Origin of the sequence: Flavobacterium sp. Sr18 (assembly GCF_011064265.1) — a bacterium.
GTDB classification, from domain to species: Bacteria; Bacteroidota; Bacteroidia; order Flavobacteriales; family Flavobacteriaceae; genus Flavobacterium; species Flavobacterium petrolei.
The window spans coordinates 3,174,843-3,192,830 of the sequence record NZ_CP049329.1 but is presented as its reverse complement, the minus strand read 5'-3'; the positions used below and the strand labels follow the sequence as shown (position 1 = coordinate 3,192,830).

General features: G+C 34.1%; 16 protein-coding genes. 8 read left to right on the top strand and 8 right to left on the bottom strand.

Features of this window, described 5'->3' with window-relative positions; translation table 11 throughout:
• Positions 1 to 73 precede the first annotated feature (73 nt).
• Entirely contained in the window at positions 74 to 2,479 is a 2,406-nt protein-coding gene (locus tag G7A72_RS14235; RefSeq protein ID WP_165152934.1) for a heavy metal translocating P-type ATPase metal-binding domain-containing protein, read from the bottom strand.
• A gap of 109 nt (positions 2,480 to 2,588) precedes the next feature.
• On the opposite strand from G7A72_RS14235, the gene G7A72_RS14230 reads away from it, so the two are divergent.
• Positions 2,589 to 3,269 (top strand): Crp/Fnr family transcriptional regulator, encoded by a 681-nt coding sequence (locus G7A72_RS14230; protein WP_165152933.1) that lies wholly within the window; start codon positions 2,589 to 2,591, stop codon positions 3,267 to 3,269.
• An 11-nt stretch (positions 3,270 to 3,280) separates the two neighbouring features.
• Here the strand turns inward: G7A72_RS14230 and G7A72_RS14225 are convergent, their stop codons facing one another.
• The 4 genes from G7A72_RS14225 to def all read right to left on the bottom strand — a co-directional run bounded on the left by G7A72_RS14225 (position 3,281) and on the right by def (position 6,829).
• Positions 3,281 to 4,729, bottom strand: coding sequence for an APC family permease (locus G7A72_RS14225; RefSeq protein ID WP_165152932.1), 1,449 nt, complete (start codon positions 4,727 to 4,729; stop codon positions 3,281 to 3,283).
• A gap of 83 nt (positions 4,730 to 4,812) precedes the next feature.
• Positions 4,813 to 5,586, bottom strand: a complete 774-nt coding sequence (mazG, locus tag G7A72_RS14220; protein ID WP_165152931.1) for a nucleoside triphosphate pyrophosphohydrolase — start codon at positions 5,584 to 5,586, stop codon at positions 4,813 to 4,815.
• Positions 5,587 to 5,666: 80 nt separating this feature from the next.
• Positions 5,667 to 6,155, bottom strand: coding sequence for a DUF5606 domain-containing protein (locus G7A72_RS14215; RefSeq protein ID WP_165152930.1), 489 nt, complete (start codon positions 6,153 to 6,155; stop codon positions 5,667 to 5,669).
• A gap of 86 nt (positions 6,156 to 6,241) precedes the next feature.
• A complete protein-coding gene (gene def, locus G7A72_RS14210; protein ID WP_165152929.1) occupies positions 6,242 to 6,829 on the bottom strand; it encodes a peptide deformylase in 588 nt (195 codons plus the stop codon).
• 193 nt (positions 6,830 to 7,022) lie between these two features.
• On the opposite strand from def, the gene G7A72_RS14205 reads away from it, so the two are divergent.
• Entirely contained in the window at positions 7,023 to 9,236 is a 2,214-nt protein-coding gene (locus G7A72_RS14205; protein WP_165152928.1) for an FUSC family membrane protein, read from the top strand.
• Positions 9,237 to 9,299: 63 nt separating this feature from the next.
• Here the strand turns inward: G7A72_RS14205 and G7A72_RS14200 are convergent, their stop codons facing one another.
• Both G7A72_RS14200 and ruvX read right to left on the bottom strand, forming a co-directional pair.
• The gene (locus G7A72_RS14200; protein WP_165152927.1) at positions 9,300 to 10,796 is read right to left on the bottom strand and encodes a malate:quinone oxidoreductase; all 1,497 of its coding nucleotides are present in this window, start codon (positions 10,794 to 10,796) and stop codon (positions 9,300 to 9,302) included.
• Between the two features lie 118 nt (positions 10,797 to 10,914).
• Complete coding sequence (gene ruvX, locus G7A72_RS14195) at positions 10,915 to 11,331, bottom strand: Holliday junction resolvase RuvX (protein WP_113666167.1); 417 nt, start codon at positions 11,329 to 11,331, stop codon at positions 10,915 to 10,917.
• Between the two features lie 235 nt (positions 11,332 to 11,566).
• Here ruvX and G7A72_RS14190 point away from each other — a divergent pair, with 235 nt between their 5' ends.
• The 4 genes from G7A72_RS14190 (at position 11,567) to G7A72_RS14175 (ending at position 15,340) form a co-directional block, all read left to right on the top strand.
• Positions 11,567 to 12,382: a 2,3,4,5-tetrahydropyridine-2,6-dicarboxylate N-succinyltransferase gene (locus G7A72_RS14190; protein ID WP_165152926.1), complete on the top strand. Its 816-nt coding sequence runs from the start codon at positions 11,567 to 11,569 to the stop codon at positions 12,380 to 12,382.
• A 37-nt stretch (positions 12,383 to 12,419) separates the two neighbouring features.
• A complete protein-coding gene (locus tag G7A72_RS14185) occupies positions 12,420 to 13,400 on the top strand; it encodes a glycosyltransferase family 2 protein (RefSeq protein WP_165152925.1) in 981 nt (326 codons plus the stop codon).
• Positions 13,401 to 13,419: 19 nt separating this feature from the next.
• Positions 13,420 to 14,484, top strand: coding sequence for a glycosyltransferase family 9 protein (locus tag G7A72_RS14180; protein WP_241258520.1), 1,065 nt, complete (start codon positions 13,420 to 13,422; stop codon positions 14,482 to 14,484).
• Between the two features lie 64 nt (positions 14,485 to 14,548).
• Positions 14,549 to 15,340: a glycosyltransferase family 2 protein gene (locus tag G7A72_RS14175; protein ID WP_165152924.1), complete on the top strand. Its 792-nt coding sequence runs from the start codon at positions 14,549 to 14,551 to the stop codon at positions 15,338 to 15,340.
• Here the strand turns inward: G7A72_RS14175 and G7A72_RS14170 are convergent.
• Complete coding sequence (locus tag G7A72_RS14170) at positions 15,323 to 16,084, bottom strand: lipopolysaccharide kinase InaA family protein (RefSeq protein ID WP_165152923.1); 762 nt, start codon at positions 16,082 to 16,084, stop codon at positions 15,323 to 15,325. The two genes, G7A72_RS14175 and G7A72_RS14170, sit on opposite strands and share 18 nt — an antisense overlap.
• 221 nt (positions 16,085 to 16,305) lie before the next feature.
• Between G7A72_RS14170 and G7A72_RS14165 the strand changes: the two genes are divergently transcribed.
• Together G7A72_RS14165 and G7A72_RS14160 are read left to right on the top strand one after the other, a co-directional pair.
• Entirely contained in the window at positions 16,306 to 17,418 is a 1,113-nt protein-coding gene (locus tag G7A72_RS14165; protein WP_165152922.1) for a glycosyltransferase family 4 protein, read from the top strand.
• Positions 17,405 to 17,974: an L-threonylcarbamoyladenylate synthase gene (locus G7A72_RS14160; RefSeq protein ID WP_165152921.1), complete on the top strand. Its 570-nt coding sequence runs from the start codon at positions 17,405 to 17,407 to the stop codon at positions 17,972 to 17,974. The genes G7A72_RS14165 and G7A72_RS14160 overlap by 14 nt, the downstream gene beginning before the upstream one ends.
• Positions 17,975 to 17,988 lie beyond the last annotated feature (14 nt).

The following is a 17,988-nucleotide window of genomic DNA, read 5'->3' as shown; positions in this document are numbered from 1 at the left end:
TAAAATATGACATTTATCATACTTATTACTTTTGTTAAATAAATGTGAAGAAAAAACTAAATCGTACTCCATTCTATTTGTTCCGAGCATAATAACTACTCATCACTGTTACAAAACTTACAATAGTTATTGTACTCAACGGCATGATAATAGCTGCAACCAAAGGCAATAAATTCCCGGTTATAGCAAATGATAATCCAACCACATTGTACAATAAGGAAAGTCCAAAACTCATTTTGATAGTCGTAATCGCATTCTTCGATAATTTCAAGAAATAATTCAATTTTTGAAATTCGCTGGCATCCAAAATAGCGTCACAAGCCGGTGAAAAAACATTCACATTTTCAGAAATTGAAATCCCAACATTGCTTTGCGCCAAAGCTCCGGCATCATTCAATCCATCGCCTACCATCATCACATTTTTACCTTGTTCCTGCAAATTTTTAATGAATTCTAATTTCTGTTCCGGTTTCTGATTGAAAATCAATTCCGTGCCTTTCGGCAAAAGTTGTTCAAGAATAGTGCGTTCGCCTTCGTTGTCTCCTGATAAAACTTTGATCTGATAGTTGCTTTTCAAATTTTCAAAAAGTTCTTCCAAACCTTCCCTGTATTGATTATTAAAAATGAATTTTCCGTAATAAACAGTATTGATCTTAATATGAACTGATGTTTGCTGAACGTTCTTTTCTTCGATTTTTTCTACAAAATCAGCAGAACCTATCTGGACTTGGTGACCAAAAATCTGTGCTTGAATTCCTTTTCCGGTGATTTCTTCAAAATGATCCACTTTTACCTTTTTGGCTTCATTTCCTGATTTACTTTGCAAAATTGGAATAGGCAAATAATCATATAGCATGCGGCTTAACGGATGATTGGAGGCGCGAAGTACATTCTTTACCAGCAATAAATTCTCATCGGAAAGAATGGTTCCTTCATAAGAAATATTGGACTTTTTATTGGTCGTAATCGTTCCTGTTTTATCAAAAACTATCGTATCCACTTTTGCTAATTGTTCAATAACCAATGCATTTTTGAGATAGAATTTCTGTTTTCCTAATATTCGCAATACATTCCCAAAAGTGAATGGTGCCGTCAATGCCAAAGCACAAGGACAAGCAACGATAAGCACTGCCGTAAACACATTGAAGGCAGTATTGGCATCTATAAAGATCCAATAGCCAAATCCTGCAAAAGCAATCAGTAATAAAATAGGTGTAAAATAACGGCTAATGCTATCGGTAATCGTTTTGTGTTTTTGCTCTACATTTTTTTGGAACACATCATTGCTCCATAATTGCGTCAGATAACTTTGGGAAACAGAATGTAAAACTTCCATTTCGATAACTTTTCCTATTTGTTTTCCTCCTGCAAAAACTTTGTCTCCAGATTGTTTCGTAATAGAAATTGCTTCTCCGGTAACAAAACTATAATCGATTTCTGCCTTTTCAGAAATTAGAATCCCATCAACGGGAATCAGTTCTTGGTTTCTGATGAGTAATCGATCGCCTTTTTCAACTTCGTAAATTGCCACACTTTCCTCTGATAAATCCGAATTGATTTTGGTAATCGCTATTGGAAAATAAGACTTAAAATCTCTTTCAAAACTCAAAAAACTATACGTTTTGATTTGGAACATTTTCCCCAAAAGCATAAAGAATATCAATCCTGTTAAGCTGTCAAAAAAACCGGAACCGTAATCCATAACAATATCAAACGTACTTCGCACAAACATCACCACAATTCCTAAAGCGATAGGAATATCGATATTAAGCATTTTAGATTTGATACTTTTGTACGCAGAAACATAATAACCACTAGCCGAGTAAAAGAAACTCGGTAATGCTAACGCAAAAATCAACCAACGGAAGAAGCCACGGTATTGGTCTAACCAAAATTCTTTTACTTCAAAATATTCTGGAAACGAAAGCAACATAATGTTCCCAAAACAGAAGAAAGCAACGCCAAGTTTATAAGTCAAACTTCTATCTACATCATTACTTCCCGTTTCATAGTTTTCTAAACTAATGTAGGGTTCATAACCAATGGAACTCAATAAATAAACGATCGTTTTGATAGAAACAACTTCTGGATTGAAGGTGATTCGGACTCTTTTTTCAGGGAAATTAACCTGTGAAGTGCTTATTCCTTTTTGAAGACGCTGTAGATTTTCCAGAATCCAAATACACGAGCTACAATGAATATGTGGAATACTAAGTGAAATAATTGCGGTTGAATTTTCTTGAAATTCCAATAATTTGGATACAATACTCTCATTGTCTAAAAAATCATATTTACCATTAATATCTTGCGGGGTTGCTCCAGGGGATTTTTCAAAATCATAATAACACGTCAAATCATTTAAACTGAAAATTTCGTAAACCGTTTTACAACCGTTACAACAGAAATTTTTAGCATCGAAAATAATTTCGTCTTCTTTAATAATGTCTAAACCACAATGGAAACAGTTTTGTGTGTCCATAACTTTGCTCATTTTACCTGGAACAAAGGTCATTTATCGAATGAGTTAAAAATATGATATTTGTCATATTAAAGAGTTAGTTTTGTAATACAAATAAATCACATATACTATGAGCAAATGCGAACAATGTATCGTCAGAGAATTTAGCTCTTTAAAAGCCTTAACTAAAGACGAATTGATCAAACTTTCTGACTGCAAAACATCCCATATTATTAAAAAGGGTGAAGTTATTTTTGAGGAAGGCGAGAATGTAAATGGAATTTATTGTATCAAAGATGGTGTGTGCAAACTGACCAAATTGAGTGCAAACGGCAAAGACCATATTGTGAAATTAGTCACTAAAGGAGAATTACTGGGGCAACGCTCAATGATTAGTGATGAACCGGTCAACTTGAGCGCCGTAGCTCTTGAAGATATGCAGGTTTGTTTTATTCCAAAATCAGAAGTGATGGGATATTTCGATAAGAACAACCAGTTTTCAATGAATGTGATGAAAAGTATTTGCGGTGATCTAAAAGAAGCCGATGATCACATGGTGAATTTGGCTCAAAAAACAGTCAAAGAAAGATTAGCTGAAACGCTCCTTTACCTAAATGATACTTTTGGAAAAAACGAGGATAACTCTTTAAAAGTACAACTTTCAAGAGACGAATTAGCCAGTATTATCGGTACTGCCACTGAAAGTTGCATCCGTTTGCTATCTGATTTTAAAAAATTAGGCCTGATTGAATTAACAGGGAAAAAAATTGTTTTGAAAGATATCAATGCGCTAAAAAAACTAGCAGAATAGCTATATTAATTTTACTCTTTCTTATTCATTACAAAATAATACACCGGAATACCCAGCGCTACAATACACAATCCTAATCCAGTATTGAACGTATCATAAATCAATAAAGTAAAGCAAATTGCCGATGTCACTATAATATAAATGGCTGGTACAACTGGATATCCAAAGGCTTTATAAGGCCTATCCGCATTGGGTTCTTTTTTTCTAAGAATGAAAACACCCAAAATAGTCAGGATATAAAATAACAACGATGCAAAAGTTGCGTACGTCAACAAATCACCGAATTTCCCCGAAACACAAAGCACACAAGCCCAAATACATTGCACCCATAGTGCTTTGGCTGGAACCTGATTTTTATTGAGTTCTGTAGCTTGTTTAAAAAACAAGCCGTCTTTTGCCATGGCAAAAAATAATCTTCCTCCCGAAAGAATCAAACCACTATTGCATCCAAAAGTGGAAACCATGATTAACGCAGCCATCACAAAAACACCGACATTTCCCATAATCATACTTGCAGCTGCCGCGCCTACTCTATCATTACTGGCAAACATGATTCCTTTACTGGCAATATCAGCAGCGTTTGGAGTTCCTTGCATTGGCAACAAAGCCAAATAAGCCAGATTTGCCAAAACATAAATAACAGTCACAATCAGGGTTCCAAGAAACAAACTTCGTGGAATATTCTTTTTCGGTTCTTTAATTTCACCTGCAATAAAAGTCACGTTGTTCCATGCATCACTAGAAAATAATGAGTTGATAATTGTTGCTCCTGCTGCACCTAAAATTGCCATTCCTGCTAATTTTGTAACCGTAATTGTTCCGTCAGGATTTACAACCGTTTTGCTAGCTTCCCACATATTTGCAAAATTATTAGACAAAACATCCGTTTGTAAACCAACATACAATCCTAAAACAATCAATGCAAAAAGTGCAATTAATTTAGCCGAAGTAAAAATCAATTGAACCGTTTTCCCGCTTTCAACTCCTTTGGTATTGATATAAGTTAGCAGAATTATACTAAAAATAGCCAATACTTTTTGGTAAGAAAAAACAAAACCAGTCCCAACCGTAAAAAGACTTTGATCTAAAACAGGAAAGAAGATGGCGGCATAATTAGCGAAAGTAACTGCAATAGCAGCAATAACACCCGTTTGAATTACCGTAAAAACGGTCCAGCCGTACAAGAAAGAAACTAATCTTCCGTAAGCGCGTTGTATATAAACGAATTGACCGCCTGCATTGGGCATCATTCCTGCCAATTCGCCATAACTTAACGCGGCAGCAACAGTGATTAATCCCGTTACCAACCAAATGACTAATAACCAGGCAGCAGAACCAATATCCCTTGCCATGGCAGATGTTACAATGAAAATCCCGGATCCTATCATGGAACCGGCAACTAAACTCGTGGCATCTATTAATCCTAAAGAACGTTTTAACTCGGTTTTATTTTCTGACATTGCTAAATTAATTATTTAAAACTGGATACTAATCCCGAAGTATCGGGACTGAAATCTGAGCACTGATTACTAAATACTGAACACTACAACTTCTTCGCTTCTTCCCAAAAAACATCCATTTCAGCAAGAGTCATATCCATTAAGGGTTTTCCTAATTCGCCCGCTTTGCTTTCTAAATATTGAAAGCGCTTGATGAATTTTTTATTAGTTCGTTCCAAAGCATCTTCAGGATTTACATTCAAAAATCGAGCATAGTTAATCATAGAAAATAAAACATCCCCAAATTCGGCTTCAATTTTATCTTGATCACCTGCTTCAACCTCAACTTGCAATTCTTCCAATTCCTCTTGAACCTTATCCCAAACCTGATGCGATTCTTCCCAATCAAAACCAACTCCTTTTACTTTATCCTGAATTCGGCTTGCTTTGACTAACGCGGGTAAACTTCTCGGAACACCTTCCAGAACAGATTTTTTACCTTCTTTCAGTTTTAGTTTTTCCCAATTTTGTTTCACTTCTTCCTCGTCTTTTACCACCACATCACTATAAATATGCGGATGACGGTGAATTAACTTTTCACAAATTTCATTGCAAACATCAGCCATGTCAAAATCATTCGTCTCGCTTCCTATTTTGGCATAAAAAACAATATGCAATAACAAATCTCCTAATTCCTTTTTGACTTCATTTAAATCGTTGTCTAAAATTGCATCCCCTAATTCATAAGTTTCTTCGATGGTAAGATGACGCAACGTTTGCATGGTTTGCTTTTTGTCCCAAGGGCATTTTTCTCGCAAATCATCCATAATATCTAATAATCTTTCGAAAGCTTGCAGTTGGTTTTGTCTTGAATCCATCAGAAATTGTTTTTGGTAAAAATAAAAAAATCCTGTTCAGAAAATAGCTGAACAGGATTAAATATTATTGTAGTGTAAAATTACTCTTTTTTAGCTTTTGCTTTTTTAGCAGGGGCTTTCACTTCAGCTTCTGGAGTTTCTTCTGCAACGGCAGCAACTTCTTCAGTAACAGCAGCAGCTTGAACTTCATCCGTAACTAATCCTTTTGCCTGAAGCATATTGTACCAGTTTAAAACTTTTTTGATATCAGAAGGATATACTCTTTCTTCATCATAATCTGGTAAAATTTCTTTGAAATAAGCCGTTAGTTTAGCATTGTCTTCTTTATGAGAAAGTGCTGGACCTTTACTTTCTTTATCAGCAATTTTTTGCATAATCTCAGCTAAAGGTTTTTCGCCTTCATACGTATAAATTGAAATTTCAGACAATAGACTCACATTACTTTTCAAGTTCACTGTGATTTTTTTTCCGTCTGCTAATGATTCTGCTACAAAGCCAGTTCTTGTTTGCACTTTCAATACATATAAACCTGGTTTCCCAGAAATGGCTAATATTTTTTCTAAATTCATGTTTTGTGTAATTATTATTAAGAATTTGACTTATTATTTTTTCATTTAAAACCAAAAATCGTACCAACCGAAGCCTTAGATTTACTTTATCTTCCTTTTTTGGCAAAAAATTTCATGCGGTAGTCTTGGAATGTTTTTCCTTCTAAGATGTTTTTCAGTTTCTTTTGAATCAATCGTTTCTTTAATGATGAAATTTTATCGGTAAATAAAATTCCTTCAATATGATCGTATTCATGTTGGATTACTCTGGCGATTAATCCGTCAAAAACTTCAGTTTTCATTACAAAATCCTCTTCGCAATATTCGATTGTGATAGTTGGATTTCTGTAAACATCCTCTCTAACATCAGGAATACTAAGGCATCCTTCATTAAAACTCCACTCTTCTCCTTCTTCTTTTATCATTTTTGCATTGATAAAAGTTTTTTTGAATCCTTTTAATTCTTTTTGTTCCGAATCTTCTAATTCTTCATCATCGCTAAAAGGAGTGGTGTCGATTACAAATAAACGAAGTGCTAATCCTACTTGTGGCGCAGCAAGACCCACACCATAGGCATTATACATGGTCTCGTACATATTGGCTATCGTTTCTTTCAAGTTTGGATGTTCTGGTGTAAGAACTTCTCCTGTTTTTCTTAAAACTGGATCGCCATATCCTATAATTGGTAAAATCATCGTGTAGTATTAAAATTTATCTTCTGAAATTAAAATAAGTTTCCTTTTCATTCAGTTTGCAAAAATAGTAAAAAAATAGACAATGAATAATCCTCCGTTAATTATTAGCTAAAATTTACAATTTAAAGCAAAAGAGATTCTAATATTGTTTGTATCATTCCTACAAATAGTACCTTTGTATCAATACAATTATATGATATACAAGATCCGAAAGTTTACCGACAGTACTTATTTTACTAATGCCATAAAAGTCACTATTGCAGCAGTCATTCCCGTGGTGATATTTTCGTTTTTGGGTAAATTTCAATTGGGTTTCGCCATGGCTCTTGGGGCTTTTTTCACCTATCCAAGTGATATTCCTAGCAGTCTGAAACATAAAATTAACGGTGTTCTGGTAACTGCTTTTCTGGTTGCGGGCATTAATTTGCTTGTTAATATTGTATTTCCATCTTCTTGGATTTTCTATCCGTTTTTGGCAGTTTTAATTTTCCTCATATCAATGCTTTCTGTTTATGGGCAACGCGCCACCATGGTTTCTTTCTCTGGCCTTATCGCGGTTTCATTAGCATTTGCAAGCATCAATACCGGTTGGGCAATGCTCCTTCATGCCGGATTAATTCTTGCCGGCGGTTTATTTTATTTACTGGTTTCTCTCATTTTTCATTATATCAGACCGAATCGTTATGTAGAGTTACAAATTGCGGAATGCATCAAGCTTACAGCTAAATATTTGAAACTTCGAGGCGATTTGTGGACCTTGAATGCTGATAGAAAATCAATCATTGAAAAGCAATTGCATCTTCAAGTTGAGCTGAATACCATCCATCAAAATATTAGAGAAGTATTGATCAGCAGTCATACCACCTCTGGTTCTTCCAATCAAAACCGTAAAATGCTATTGGTTTTTATTTCCTTAGTAGAAATTTTGGAACTCGCGTTATCCACAGCTTTTGACCATGATAAATTGCATCAAAAATTCGATGATCATCCAAAGGTTTTGCATACGTATCAAAATTTAGCTTACAATCTGGCGGCTAGCTTGAAGCAATTATCTAAAAGTGTCAAAAAAAGTACGAAATACATTTCTAAACATACTTTACTGGGCGATTTGAATGCCTTACAGCTTGCCATTGCAGATTATGAAAATGATTTAGGGAAAACTACTGCTTCCGAAGGCGTTTTTATGTTGACAACGATGTTGCAATACGCTGAAAAACAAGTCGAAAAAATAAAAATTGTTGAGCGTGCTTTTACAGTTACTTTTAATTCGCACGATTTTAAAGGAATCGATACTGATTTAGAAAAATTCCTCACTCCACAATATTATCCGTTGAGTACTTTGACCCAAAACCTGAGTTTCTCCTCTACTATTTTCAGGCATTCCTTGCGATTAACCATAACCTTAATGCTTGGTTTTATTATTGGAAAATTTCTACCGTTCCATAATGTTTATTGGATATTGCTGACCATAATTGTAATTATGAGACCGGGTTATGGCTTGACAAAAGAACGTTCTTTTCACCGAATAATTGGCACAGTGATTGGTGGATTAGTTGCTTTCGGGATTCTTTTCATCGTAAAAGACAACATCATAATCAGTGTTCTTTCTATTGTTTGTATGCTGTTGGGATTCTCTTTTACACAAATTAATTATAAGGTGAGCGCCATTTTTGTCACCATGTATGTTGTATTTATCTATGGAATAATTACACCTAATATTGGTGATTTAGTTCAATATCGAATCCTGGATACGGTTGTGGGTGCTGCTTTAGCCTTTTTGGCAAACCACTTTTTATGGCCTTCCTGGGAGTTTTTGAACATTCCCCTCTATTTAGAAAAAGCAATTAAGGCAAACCAAGATTATTTAAAAGAAATTTCTATTTTTTACAATAAAAAAGGGAATATTGCTACTTCCTATCGTCTCGCACGAAAAAATGCTTTTATCGAAATTGGTAATCTGATGGCTTCGTTTCAAAGAATGGTTCAAGAACCTAAATCAAAGCAAAAGCAAATGCCACAAGTATACAAACTGACTGTTTTAAATCATTCTTTACTGTCTTCTTTAGCTTCATTAGGGACTTATATTCAGTCCCACAAAACCACAACTGCATCTGAGGCGTTTAATGTAGTCGTTGATACTGCCATTAAAAACTTAGACAATGCCATTGCAATCCTGAAAGAAAACAATGTATCCCTCAAAGAAAACCTTCGGCAAGAAGATCTAGCAATGCGCTTTACAGAGCTAAAAAATATTAGGGAAAGGGAGCTAAAAGAAGGAATTCCTATAGATGAAGAGGCGTTTCAATTGAAAATGCAGGAAGCGCAATTGGTAATTGAACAATTAATCTGGTTGACTAATTTATCCGAAAATATTTTGAAAACTACAAAAACACTAAAAGATTCTTAGCGAAAAAGGCGCTGAAATTAGATCCAATCTAAAATTCAGCGCCTTTACTATTTTTATAAAATTCTAATTATTTAATTTTAAAACAGTAGCGGTATCTTTTCTAATTTCCTTTAATAAATCAGGATTCTCATTTAATTTCTGACCAAAAGAAGGAATCATCGTTTTTAATTTCCCTTGCCATTCCGGCGTTTCAAATTGATCTTTAAAACATCTTCCAATCAAGTCAACCATAATAGAAACAGCGGTTGAAGCGCCAGGCGAAGCACCCAGCAAAACAGATAAAGAACCATCGGCAGTGGTAATGACTTCGGTACCAAACTCCAGAATCCCGCCTTCTTTCTCATCTTTCTTAATCACTTGCACACGTTGCCCTGCTCGTTCAAGAACCCAATCTTTAGACCGTGCACCTGGGACATATTCTCTTAAAGCATTTATTCGGTCTTTAGGCGACTGACGTACTTGCTGAATTAAATATTTAGTAAGTGGTATATTCTTGATACCCGCGGCAACCATAGGAATGATATTATCCGTTTTTATAGATAAAGGCAAATCCGAATACGAACCATTTTTTAAAAACCGAGTTGAAAAACCTGCAAAAGGACCAAAAAGTAATGCTTTCTCTCCATTTATCATTCGGGAATCAATATGCGGAACAGATATTGGCGGAGCACCAACACTAGCTTTACCATATACTTTGGCTTGATGTTTTGCAATCACTTCCGGATTGGTACATTTTAGCCATTGCCCGCTCACCGGAAAACCTCCGTATCCCTTTCCTTCTGGAACATCTGCTTTTTCTAATAATGGCAAGGATCCACCACCAGCGCCTATAAAAACAAACTTAGTATATGCTTTTCTTTTTTGGCCTGTAGCCAAATCAGTAATTTTTATTCTCCAGGATTTATCTTCCCTTTGTTTTAATTTTTGAACTTCATGGTTGAAATGAATGGTAACGCCTTCTAATTTTGTCAAATAACCAAAAATACTTCGGGTTAATTCTCCAAAATTTACATCGGTTCCAATTGCCATTGAAGTAGCGGCAACTGTATCAGCTTCCTTTCTGCCTTCCATAACGAGAGGCATCCATTTTTTCAACTCAGAAAAATCCGTGCTGAAGACCATTTCTTCAAAAAGAGGGTTCGCCTGTAAAGCCTCAAATCTCTTTTTTAGGTACTCCACATTTTTTTCACCCCAAACAAAACTAAGGTGTGGAATGCTTTTTATAAAATTCTCTGGGGATGGAACTTTATTTTCTTGAACGAGATATGCCCAAAATTGTCTCGAAACCTCAAACGATTCCGCAATATCGATTGCTTTTTTAGGATTGATGCTTCCATCTTCACTTTCAGGAGTATAATTAAGCTCGCAAAAGGCAGAATGTCCCGTTCCTGCATTATTCCATGCATCAGAACTTTCGGCGGCTGCAATATCTAAGCGTTCGTAAATTTCAATTTTGATATCCGGCTGCAACTCTTTTAGGATTAGACCAAGAGTGGCGCTCATAATTCCAGCTCCTATAAGAACTACTTCACTATTTGTACGTATGGTTGTATCAGGCATAACTAGATTTTAAAATGCAAAGATAATTTATATAATTGCAAAAAAAAGCATAAATTTCACCTCAAAAGTTACATTTATCAAACCTTTTCATCCTAAACACTAGTTTTTTGTCTTGATTTTAAAATCTTTTTCGGGTCAAGTAGTCCTGAAGCATTATCGTAGCCGAAATTTCATCAATCAAAGCTTTATTTTGGCGTTGTTTCTTACTCATTCCGCTATCAATCATGGATTGAAAAGCCATTTTTGAAGTAAAGCGTTCGTCTACCCGAATGACTGTCATATCAGGAAAATGATTGGTAAAATGGGTTACAAAACCTTTTATTATGGAAGCACTTTCTGAAGGTTCACCATTCATTTGCTTGGGTTCACCTATAAGAACGGCTTCTACTTTCTCTTTGGAAAAATAGTCTTTCAAAAAAGCAATTGCGGTTGTAGATGGAATGGTTGTAAGTCCTGAAGCTATGATTTGCATTTCATCGGTAACAGCTATTCCAGTTCGTTTTTGACCGTAATCTATGGAGAGTATTCTTGGCATTTATATATTTTTTTCAAAGGTAACTATTTTAATTTTCCGATTCTCAGCAACAACAGAAAAGTCACTTTCTTATCATTTTTTTTTTCAAATTTATTGGTTTAACAATTCAAAACTAAAGAATATTATCATTTCAAATTAAGGAATCAAACAAGAAGTTAAATCTGTAACATTTTCAACCCATTTTGCTTTTTTGCTTTTGGTTAAAAATCCTATCTTTGTCAAAAATTATCAAAAAATGAATCCATTACAGCCCATTATAGAGCAAGCTTGGGAAAACCGTGCTTTGTTACAAGAAACTACAACTACTGATGCAATCAGAGCAGTTATTGAATTATTAGACACCGGGAAATTACGTGTTGCCGAACCAGTTGGTGAAGGTTGGCAAGTAAACGAATGGGTTAAGAAAGCGGTGGTTATGTACTTCCCTATTCAAAAAATGGAAACATGGGAATCTGGAATTTTTGAATACCATGACAAAATGTTATTGAAAAGAGGTTATGCCGAAAAAGGAATCCGTGTGGTTCCTAATGCTGTGGCCCGTTATGGTGCATACATTTCAAGCGGTGTTATTTTGATGCCAAGTTATGTAAATATTGGTGCTTATGTTGATGAAGGAACTATGGTAGACACTTGGGCAACCGTAGGAAGCTGTGCTCAAATTGGTAAAAACGTGCACTTAAGCGGTGGTGTTGGTATCGGTGGAGTTTTAGAACCTTTGCAAGCGGCTCCGGTAATCATTGAAGACGGTGCATTTATTGGTTCACGTTGTATCGTAGTTGAAGGCGTTCATGTTGGTAAAGAAGCCGTTCTTGGTGCTAATGTTTGTTTGACTGCCTCTACAAAAATTATTGATGTTACAGGCGAAACTCCAGTTGAAATGAAAGGTTTTGTTCCTGCTCGTTCCGTTGTGATTCCGGGAAGTTATACAAAATCATTTCCTGCAGGTGATTTCCAAGTTCCTTGTGCATTAATTATCGGACAAAGAAAAGCCTCTACTGACTTAAAAACATCTTTAAATGATGCTTTACGCGAATATAACGTAGCGGTATAATTCCGTTTTGTTTTAAAATTTATATACAAAAAACCTATTGGATATTTCAATAATCATAGTCAATTACCGAGGTTGGAAAGCCTTAGACGAGTGTTTAGAATCTATTGATTCCATTAGTTCTAGAACATTTTCATTTGAGGTTATCATAGTGGATAATTTTTCTAATGACGGACAATTTCCTGTTTTTAAACAAAAATATTCCAAGTTTACTTTTATAGAAAATACTGGTAATAATGGTTTCTCAAATGGTTGCAACTTTGGTGCAGCCATTGCGACGGGAAACCATTTCCTTTTTTTAAATCCAGATACAAAACTTACCCTTGAAGCTTTAGAAACGCTTTTGCAAACTGCTGTTTCACACCCTGAAATTGGAATTTTGTCCTGTCTTCAAATAAATGAAAACAGCGTTTTTTACAAGCAGAACAATTTATTCCCCGCTTTAGGACGCTTTTTTGGAATCTCAAGAGCAATTTTTAGAAAACTAAATAAAGCCAAACTAGAAAAACGTTTCAACACTACAACAGATTTATTTTATCCGGATTGGGTTACAGGTGCAGTTATTTTCATAAGTAGAAACTGGTTTGACAAAATTAAAGGTTGGAACGAAGATTACTGGCTGTATTTTGAAGATGTTGACCTTTGCAAAAAAGTTTCTGACCTTGGAGGAAAAGTTGCCGTAACGAGAAAAGCAACAATTTTCCATCAGCATGGCGGCGCATCCCGAATAAACGTCAAGACAAAAGCATTGACCAAAACCGAAGTGATTATTTCTAAACACGTTTATATCAGCAATCAATTCTCAACAGGAATTCAAATCTATTTACAAAGTTTATTAATTATAGGAGTACTTCTGGAGAAAACACTATTATCTATTATCAGCCTATTTTTGTTTTTTATTCCAAAATTAAAGGTGAATCGATTAATGCTTAAAAACGTATCCGTTTACTATTTTAATGCACTTCAAAAACAAACTTGGATTAGTCCTCGTGCCATGAATTACTTGAAAACAAAAGCTTAATTCCCTTAATTTTCTCCAAATGAAAATACTTGTAATTCAACAAAAAATGATTGGTGATGTGTTAGTAAGCTCCGTTTTATGCGATAATTTGCGTAAAGCCTATCCAAAAGTGCAAATTGATTATATGGTTTACGAATCGACAATTGCTGTTTTACAAGGAAATACAAGTTTTGATAATCTCATCCTTTTTCAGGAAAAACATCAAAAAAACAAATGGGAATATTTCAAGTTACTGAAATCCATTCGAGCAGAAAAATATGACATTGTCATTGACGCTTATTCTAAATTAGAAAGTTGGTTGGTCGTATTATTTTCTAGTGCCAAACAAAAAATATCGTATTGGAAAAAGGGCAGAGAATTTCTTTATACAGATACCGTGAAACGGAAAAAAACATCTAAAACAAATTTGGGTTTAATAATCGAACAACGATTAGCACTCTTAAATCCATTACATCTGCCTATAGAATTAGAAACTTTCCCACGTATTTATGTTACGAAAGAAGAAAATGATTTTGCTACTGCACTTTTTGAATCGCACGGAATAGACCAATCCAAAAAAACGATAATGGTGAGCATCATTGGAAGCAGTGCAGACAAAACTTATCCTCTGGAATACATGTCGCAATTAGTTGATTTTATCGCAGACAAAGGTGATGTAAATATTCTTTTTAATTATTTTCCAAAGCAGATTGAAGAAGCGAAAACTATCTACGATCAATGTAAAGAAAGCACAAAACAGAAGATTTACTTCTCCGTTTTAGGCAAAAGCATCCGAGAATTTATTGCTATTATGAACCATTGTGATATGATAATTGGTAATGATGGCGGCGCAATAAATATGGCAAAAGCTTTAGAGAAACCGTCTTTTATTATTTTTTCGCCTTGGATTGATAAAAAAGGCTGGGCCACATTTGAAGATGGAATCAATCATGTTTCGCTACATTTAAAAGAGTTTAAACCCGATTTATTTGAAAGCAAAACCGCTAAAATCGTAAAAAAAGAAACAGTTTCATTCTACAGACAATTCACCCCTGAATTAATTTATCCTTTGTTAAATACTTTTTTAGAAACTCATTTAAAATAAACTTTTAAAGTAAAAAGTTGAATTTAATCCGAATGCTATATTTTTGTAAATCAGTCAAAAATTAATGAAAGACAATTGCAACAAAAACATTTCAGTTTTAATAATCACATTAAACGAGGAAAATCATATGAAGTCACTTTTGGCTGATCTGGATTTTGCTGATGAAATTATTGTTGTCGATTCATTCAGTACGGATAAAACAAAAGCTATTTGCAAATCCTTTGACAAAGTCACCTTCGTTCAAAATACATTTGAAAATTATTCTTCTCAACGGAATTTTGCGATTTCTCAAGCAAAAAATGATTGGATTTTATTTCTGGATGCTGATGAAAGACTGACTCCTGAATTAAAAAATGAAATCATAACCACGATAAATACTAATGAAACGTATTCGGCTTTTCTTTTTTACAGAACTTTTATGTTCAAAGACAAAGTGCTGCATTTCAGTGGAAATCAAAATGATAAGATATTTAGACTTTTCAATAAAAATCATGCAGCTTACACTAAAGAAAGGCTCGTACATGAAAAATTAAAAGTCAATGGTAAAATAGGGGTGCTAAAAAACAAACTCATTCATTACTCCTATTCCAATTTTCAAGCATATAAATCAAAAACCATTTGCTACGGCAAATTTAAGGCTCAGGAGAAATTTATAAAGAAGCAAAAATCTTTCTTTTTATTACGATTTATGCATCCTGCTTATAATTTTTTATTCAATTATATTGTGCGATTAGGGTTTCTTGACGGAAAAAAAGGCTTGATTATTTGCTATTTAAACGCAAACTCCGTTTATACTCGATATCGAGAATTAGAACAACTTTGGAATACCGAAGAATCGCTATCGCCAAAACAATAATTTCTTTTTTCGAGCAATCTTTCTGTGAAATTTTGTCTGAAAATCATTGGTATAAAAACACATTTTGGCAAAAACTTCATCGTATTTTTTACCGTAAAGTTTAGCATATTCATCACTCATGATAGCCAGCATTTCTGTTTTTGGCGTAAGCCTGTTGAAATTTTTCATACGGGAATCAAAATCCATCATATCATGAAAATTCATTCGGTTTAAATCCACCAAGTAAAAACTGTAAGCGTTGTTAGCCTCTTTCTTGATTAATGTATTTCCAGGTGAATGATCTAAAAACTCAATTCCCTTTTGATGCAAATCAAATGTAAATTGGGTAAATTGTCGCAAGATATTCTCGTGATCAGGATAATCAGGTTGCAGCACTAATTCTCTAAAAGTCAGTTCCGCCTGTAGGTGTTCACTGATATAAAAACTTTTTTCCAGCCCTGACAATTTGAAATTTTCAGCATAAGCAATAGGATGTGGAGTTCCTATACCGTTTTCAAGCAATCTATTCGCATATTCATAAGAACGCCTTGCTTTAGATTTTCTGAAATATTTGTAAGCCACTTGATTGATAATATTAGGAATTTTAAACGATTTGATATTAATCATCTTGTCTTCTAATTCAAATAGTTTAATCTTATTTCTTTGACCGTCACCAAATAGTATTCCTATTGTATCAAAATTATTTACAAAGTTCCTAATTTGTTTCTCTAAAGATTTAAAAGAAGGGTTAAAGATATATTTCATAAAAAGCAGAATTGAAAGACAAAAGTAAGTATTGAATTCAAGACTTAAAATATTTAATGTAATTTTACCCGAATTTTTATCTCTATTTCTGATTAATCGTTATCATTAATTGAAAGAAAACAGGAGAGTTATACCAACTATTCCTCAAAAAAAGAGTGCTATTTTTTTAATAAATACGCGATACCAAATCGAAAAACCAACATTAAAATGAAAAAAAAATAATGACAGTTCTACACATATCCGCAGTAAAAAGTTGGGGTGGCGGCGAAAATCATATTGAAAACTTGTGTTTTGAATTGGCACAGTCGAATCCTGAAATCACCAATATCGTTTTGTGTGTGAAAGATGAACTTTTTCATCAACGCTTGTCTAAGACCAATATCATCACGGAAACTGCACCTTTGTCTATTAATATGGATCTTCGTTTTGTATTAAAAATAATTAAGCTGAATAGGAAATACAAACCTGATATTATTCACCTGCATGACCCATCCGCAATTGTTCTAGCAATTGTAGCTGATAAATTTGCCGGTTTACCATCTTTTGTATTCAGCAAAAAAACATCGTTTCCCATTAAAAATAAAAAGTTGACACTTTATAAATACAATTATTCTAAAATTAAGAAGTATTTATGTGTTTCGGAGGAAACAAAAAGAATCACAGAAGAATCAATAATTGATAAAGATAAATTAATTACAATTTATCACGGAACTAATATTGGAACTAAAAATTCTAAAACTCCATTTCTACTGAGAGAAAAATTTGCAGTCGATCCTTCTAAAAAAATAATCGGAATTATAGGCAATCACATCAGGGCCAAAAATTTTGAAACTCTGATTGAGACCGTGAATATAATTGTGAATGTACAAAAAAGGACTGATTTTATTTTCATTCAAATAGGAAGTCATACAGATCGTACTGAGGATTTATTGCAAAGTGTAAAAAGCTTCAATTTAGAAAAAAACCTATTATTTCTTGGCTACATGCCAAGTGCTTCTAATTTCATTCCACAATTCGATGCGTTGTTGCTAACCTCACAAAGTGAAGGAATTCCGCAAGTGATTTATGAAAGTTTCTATCATGAAGTCCCTGTTATCAGTACAAACGTTGGTGGAATACCTGAAATTATCCAAGATGGAATTAATGGACTTTTAGCTCCAAAGCAAAGTCCTGAAATACTAGCCGAAAAAATTGAATACTTATTTAATAATGAGAATATGATAGCTAATTTTGTCGCTATTTCTAAAGAAAATCTGTTGAAGTATTATACGACATCGATTATGGCACAAAAAACGCTACAAGAATATAAAACTATTTTAAATGGAAAATATTAACGACGAAATTCACAGAGCCTACGAAGTCATAAAAGAAGGCGGAATCATCCTTTATCCTACGGACACCGTTTGGGGAATAGGTTGTGATGCCACAAATCCTGAGGCTGTCGCCAAAATATACAAACTCAAAAAAAGAGCCGAAACTCAAAGCATGATTGTTTTGATGAATGGCGAAAAAATGATGTACAATGTTTTTAAAGACATTCCTGAAGTAGCCTGGCAAATCATTGATTTATCCGAAAAACCTACAACCATAATCTTGGACAAACCAAGAAATGTAGCTCCAAATTTAGTTTCAGGAGACAACTCATTGGGAATTCGTATTGTAAAAGAGCCTTTTTGTTTTAAGCTGATGGAAAAAATGAAAAAACCATTAGTTTCAACATCTGCAAATATCTCCGGACAGCCTACTCCTATTGCCTTTAAAGATATTAGTCCAGAAATTATAAAAGGTATAGACTATGTTGTAAATTTGCATCGCGAAAAAATAGCCGGAAAACCTTCGACAATCATAAAATTGACGAACGATTCTCAGGTGAAAGTGATTCGGAAATAGTTATTATTTACCGC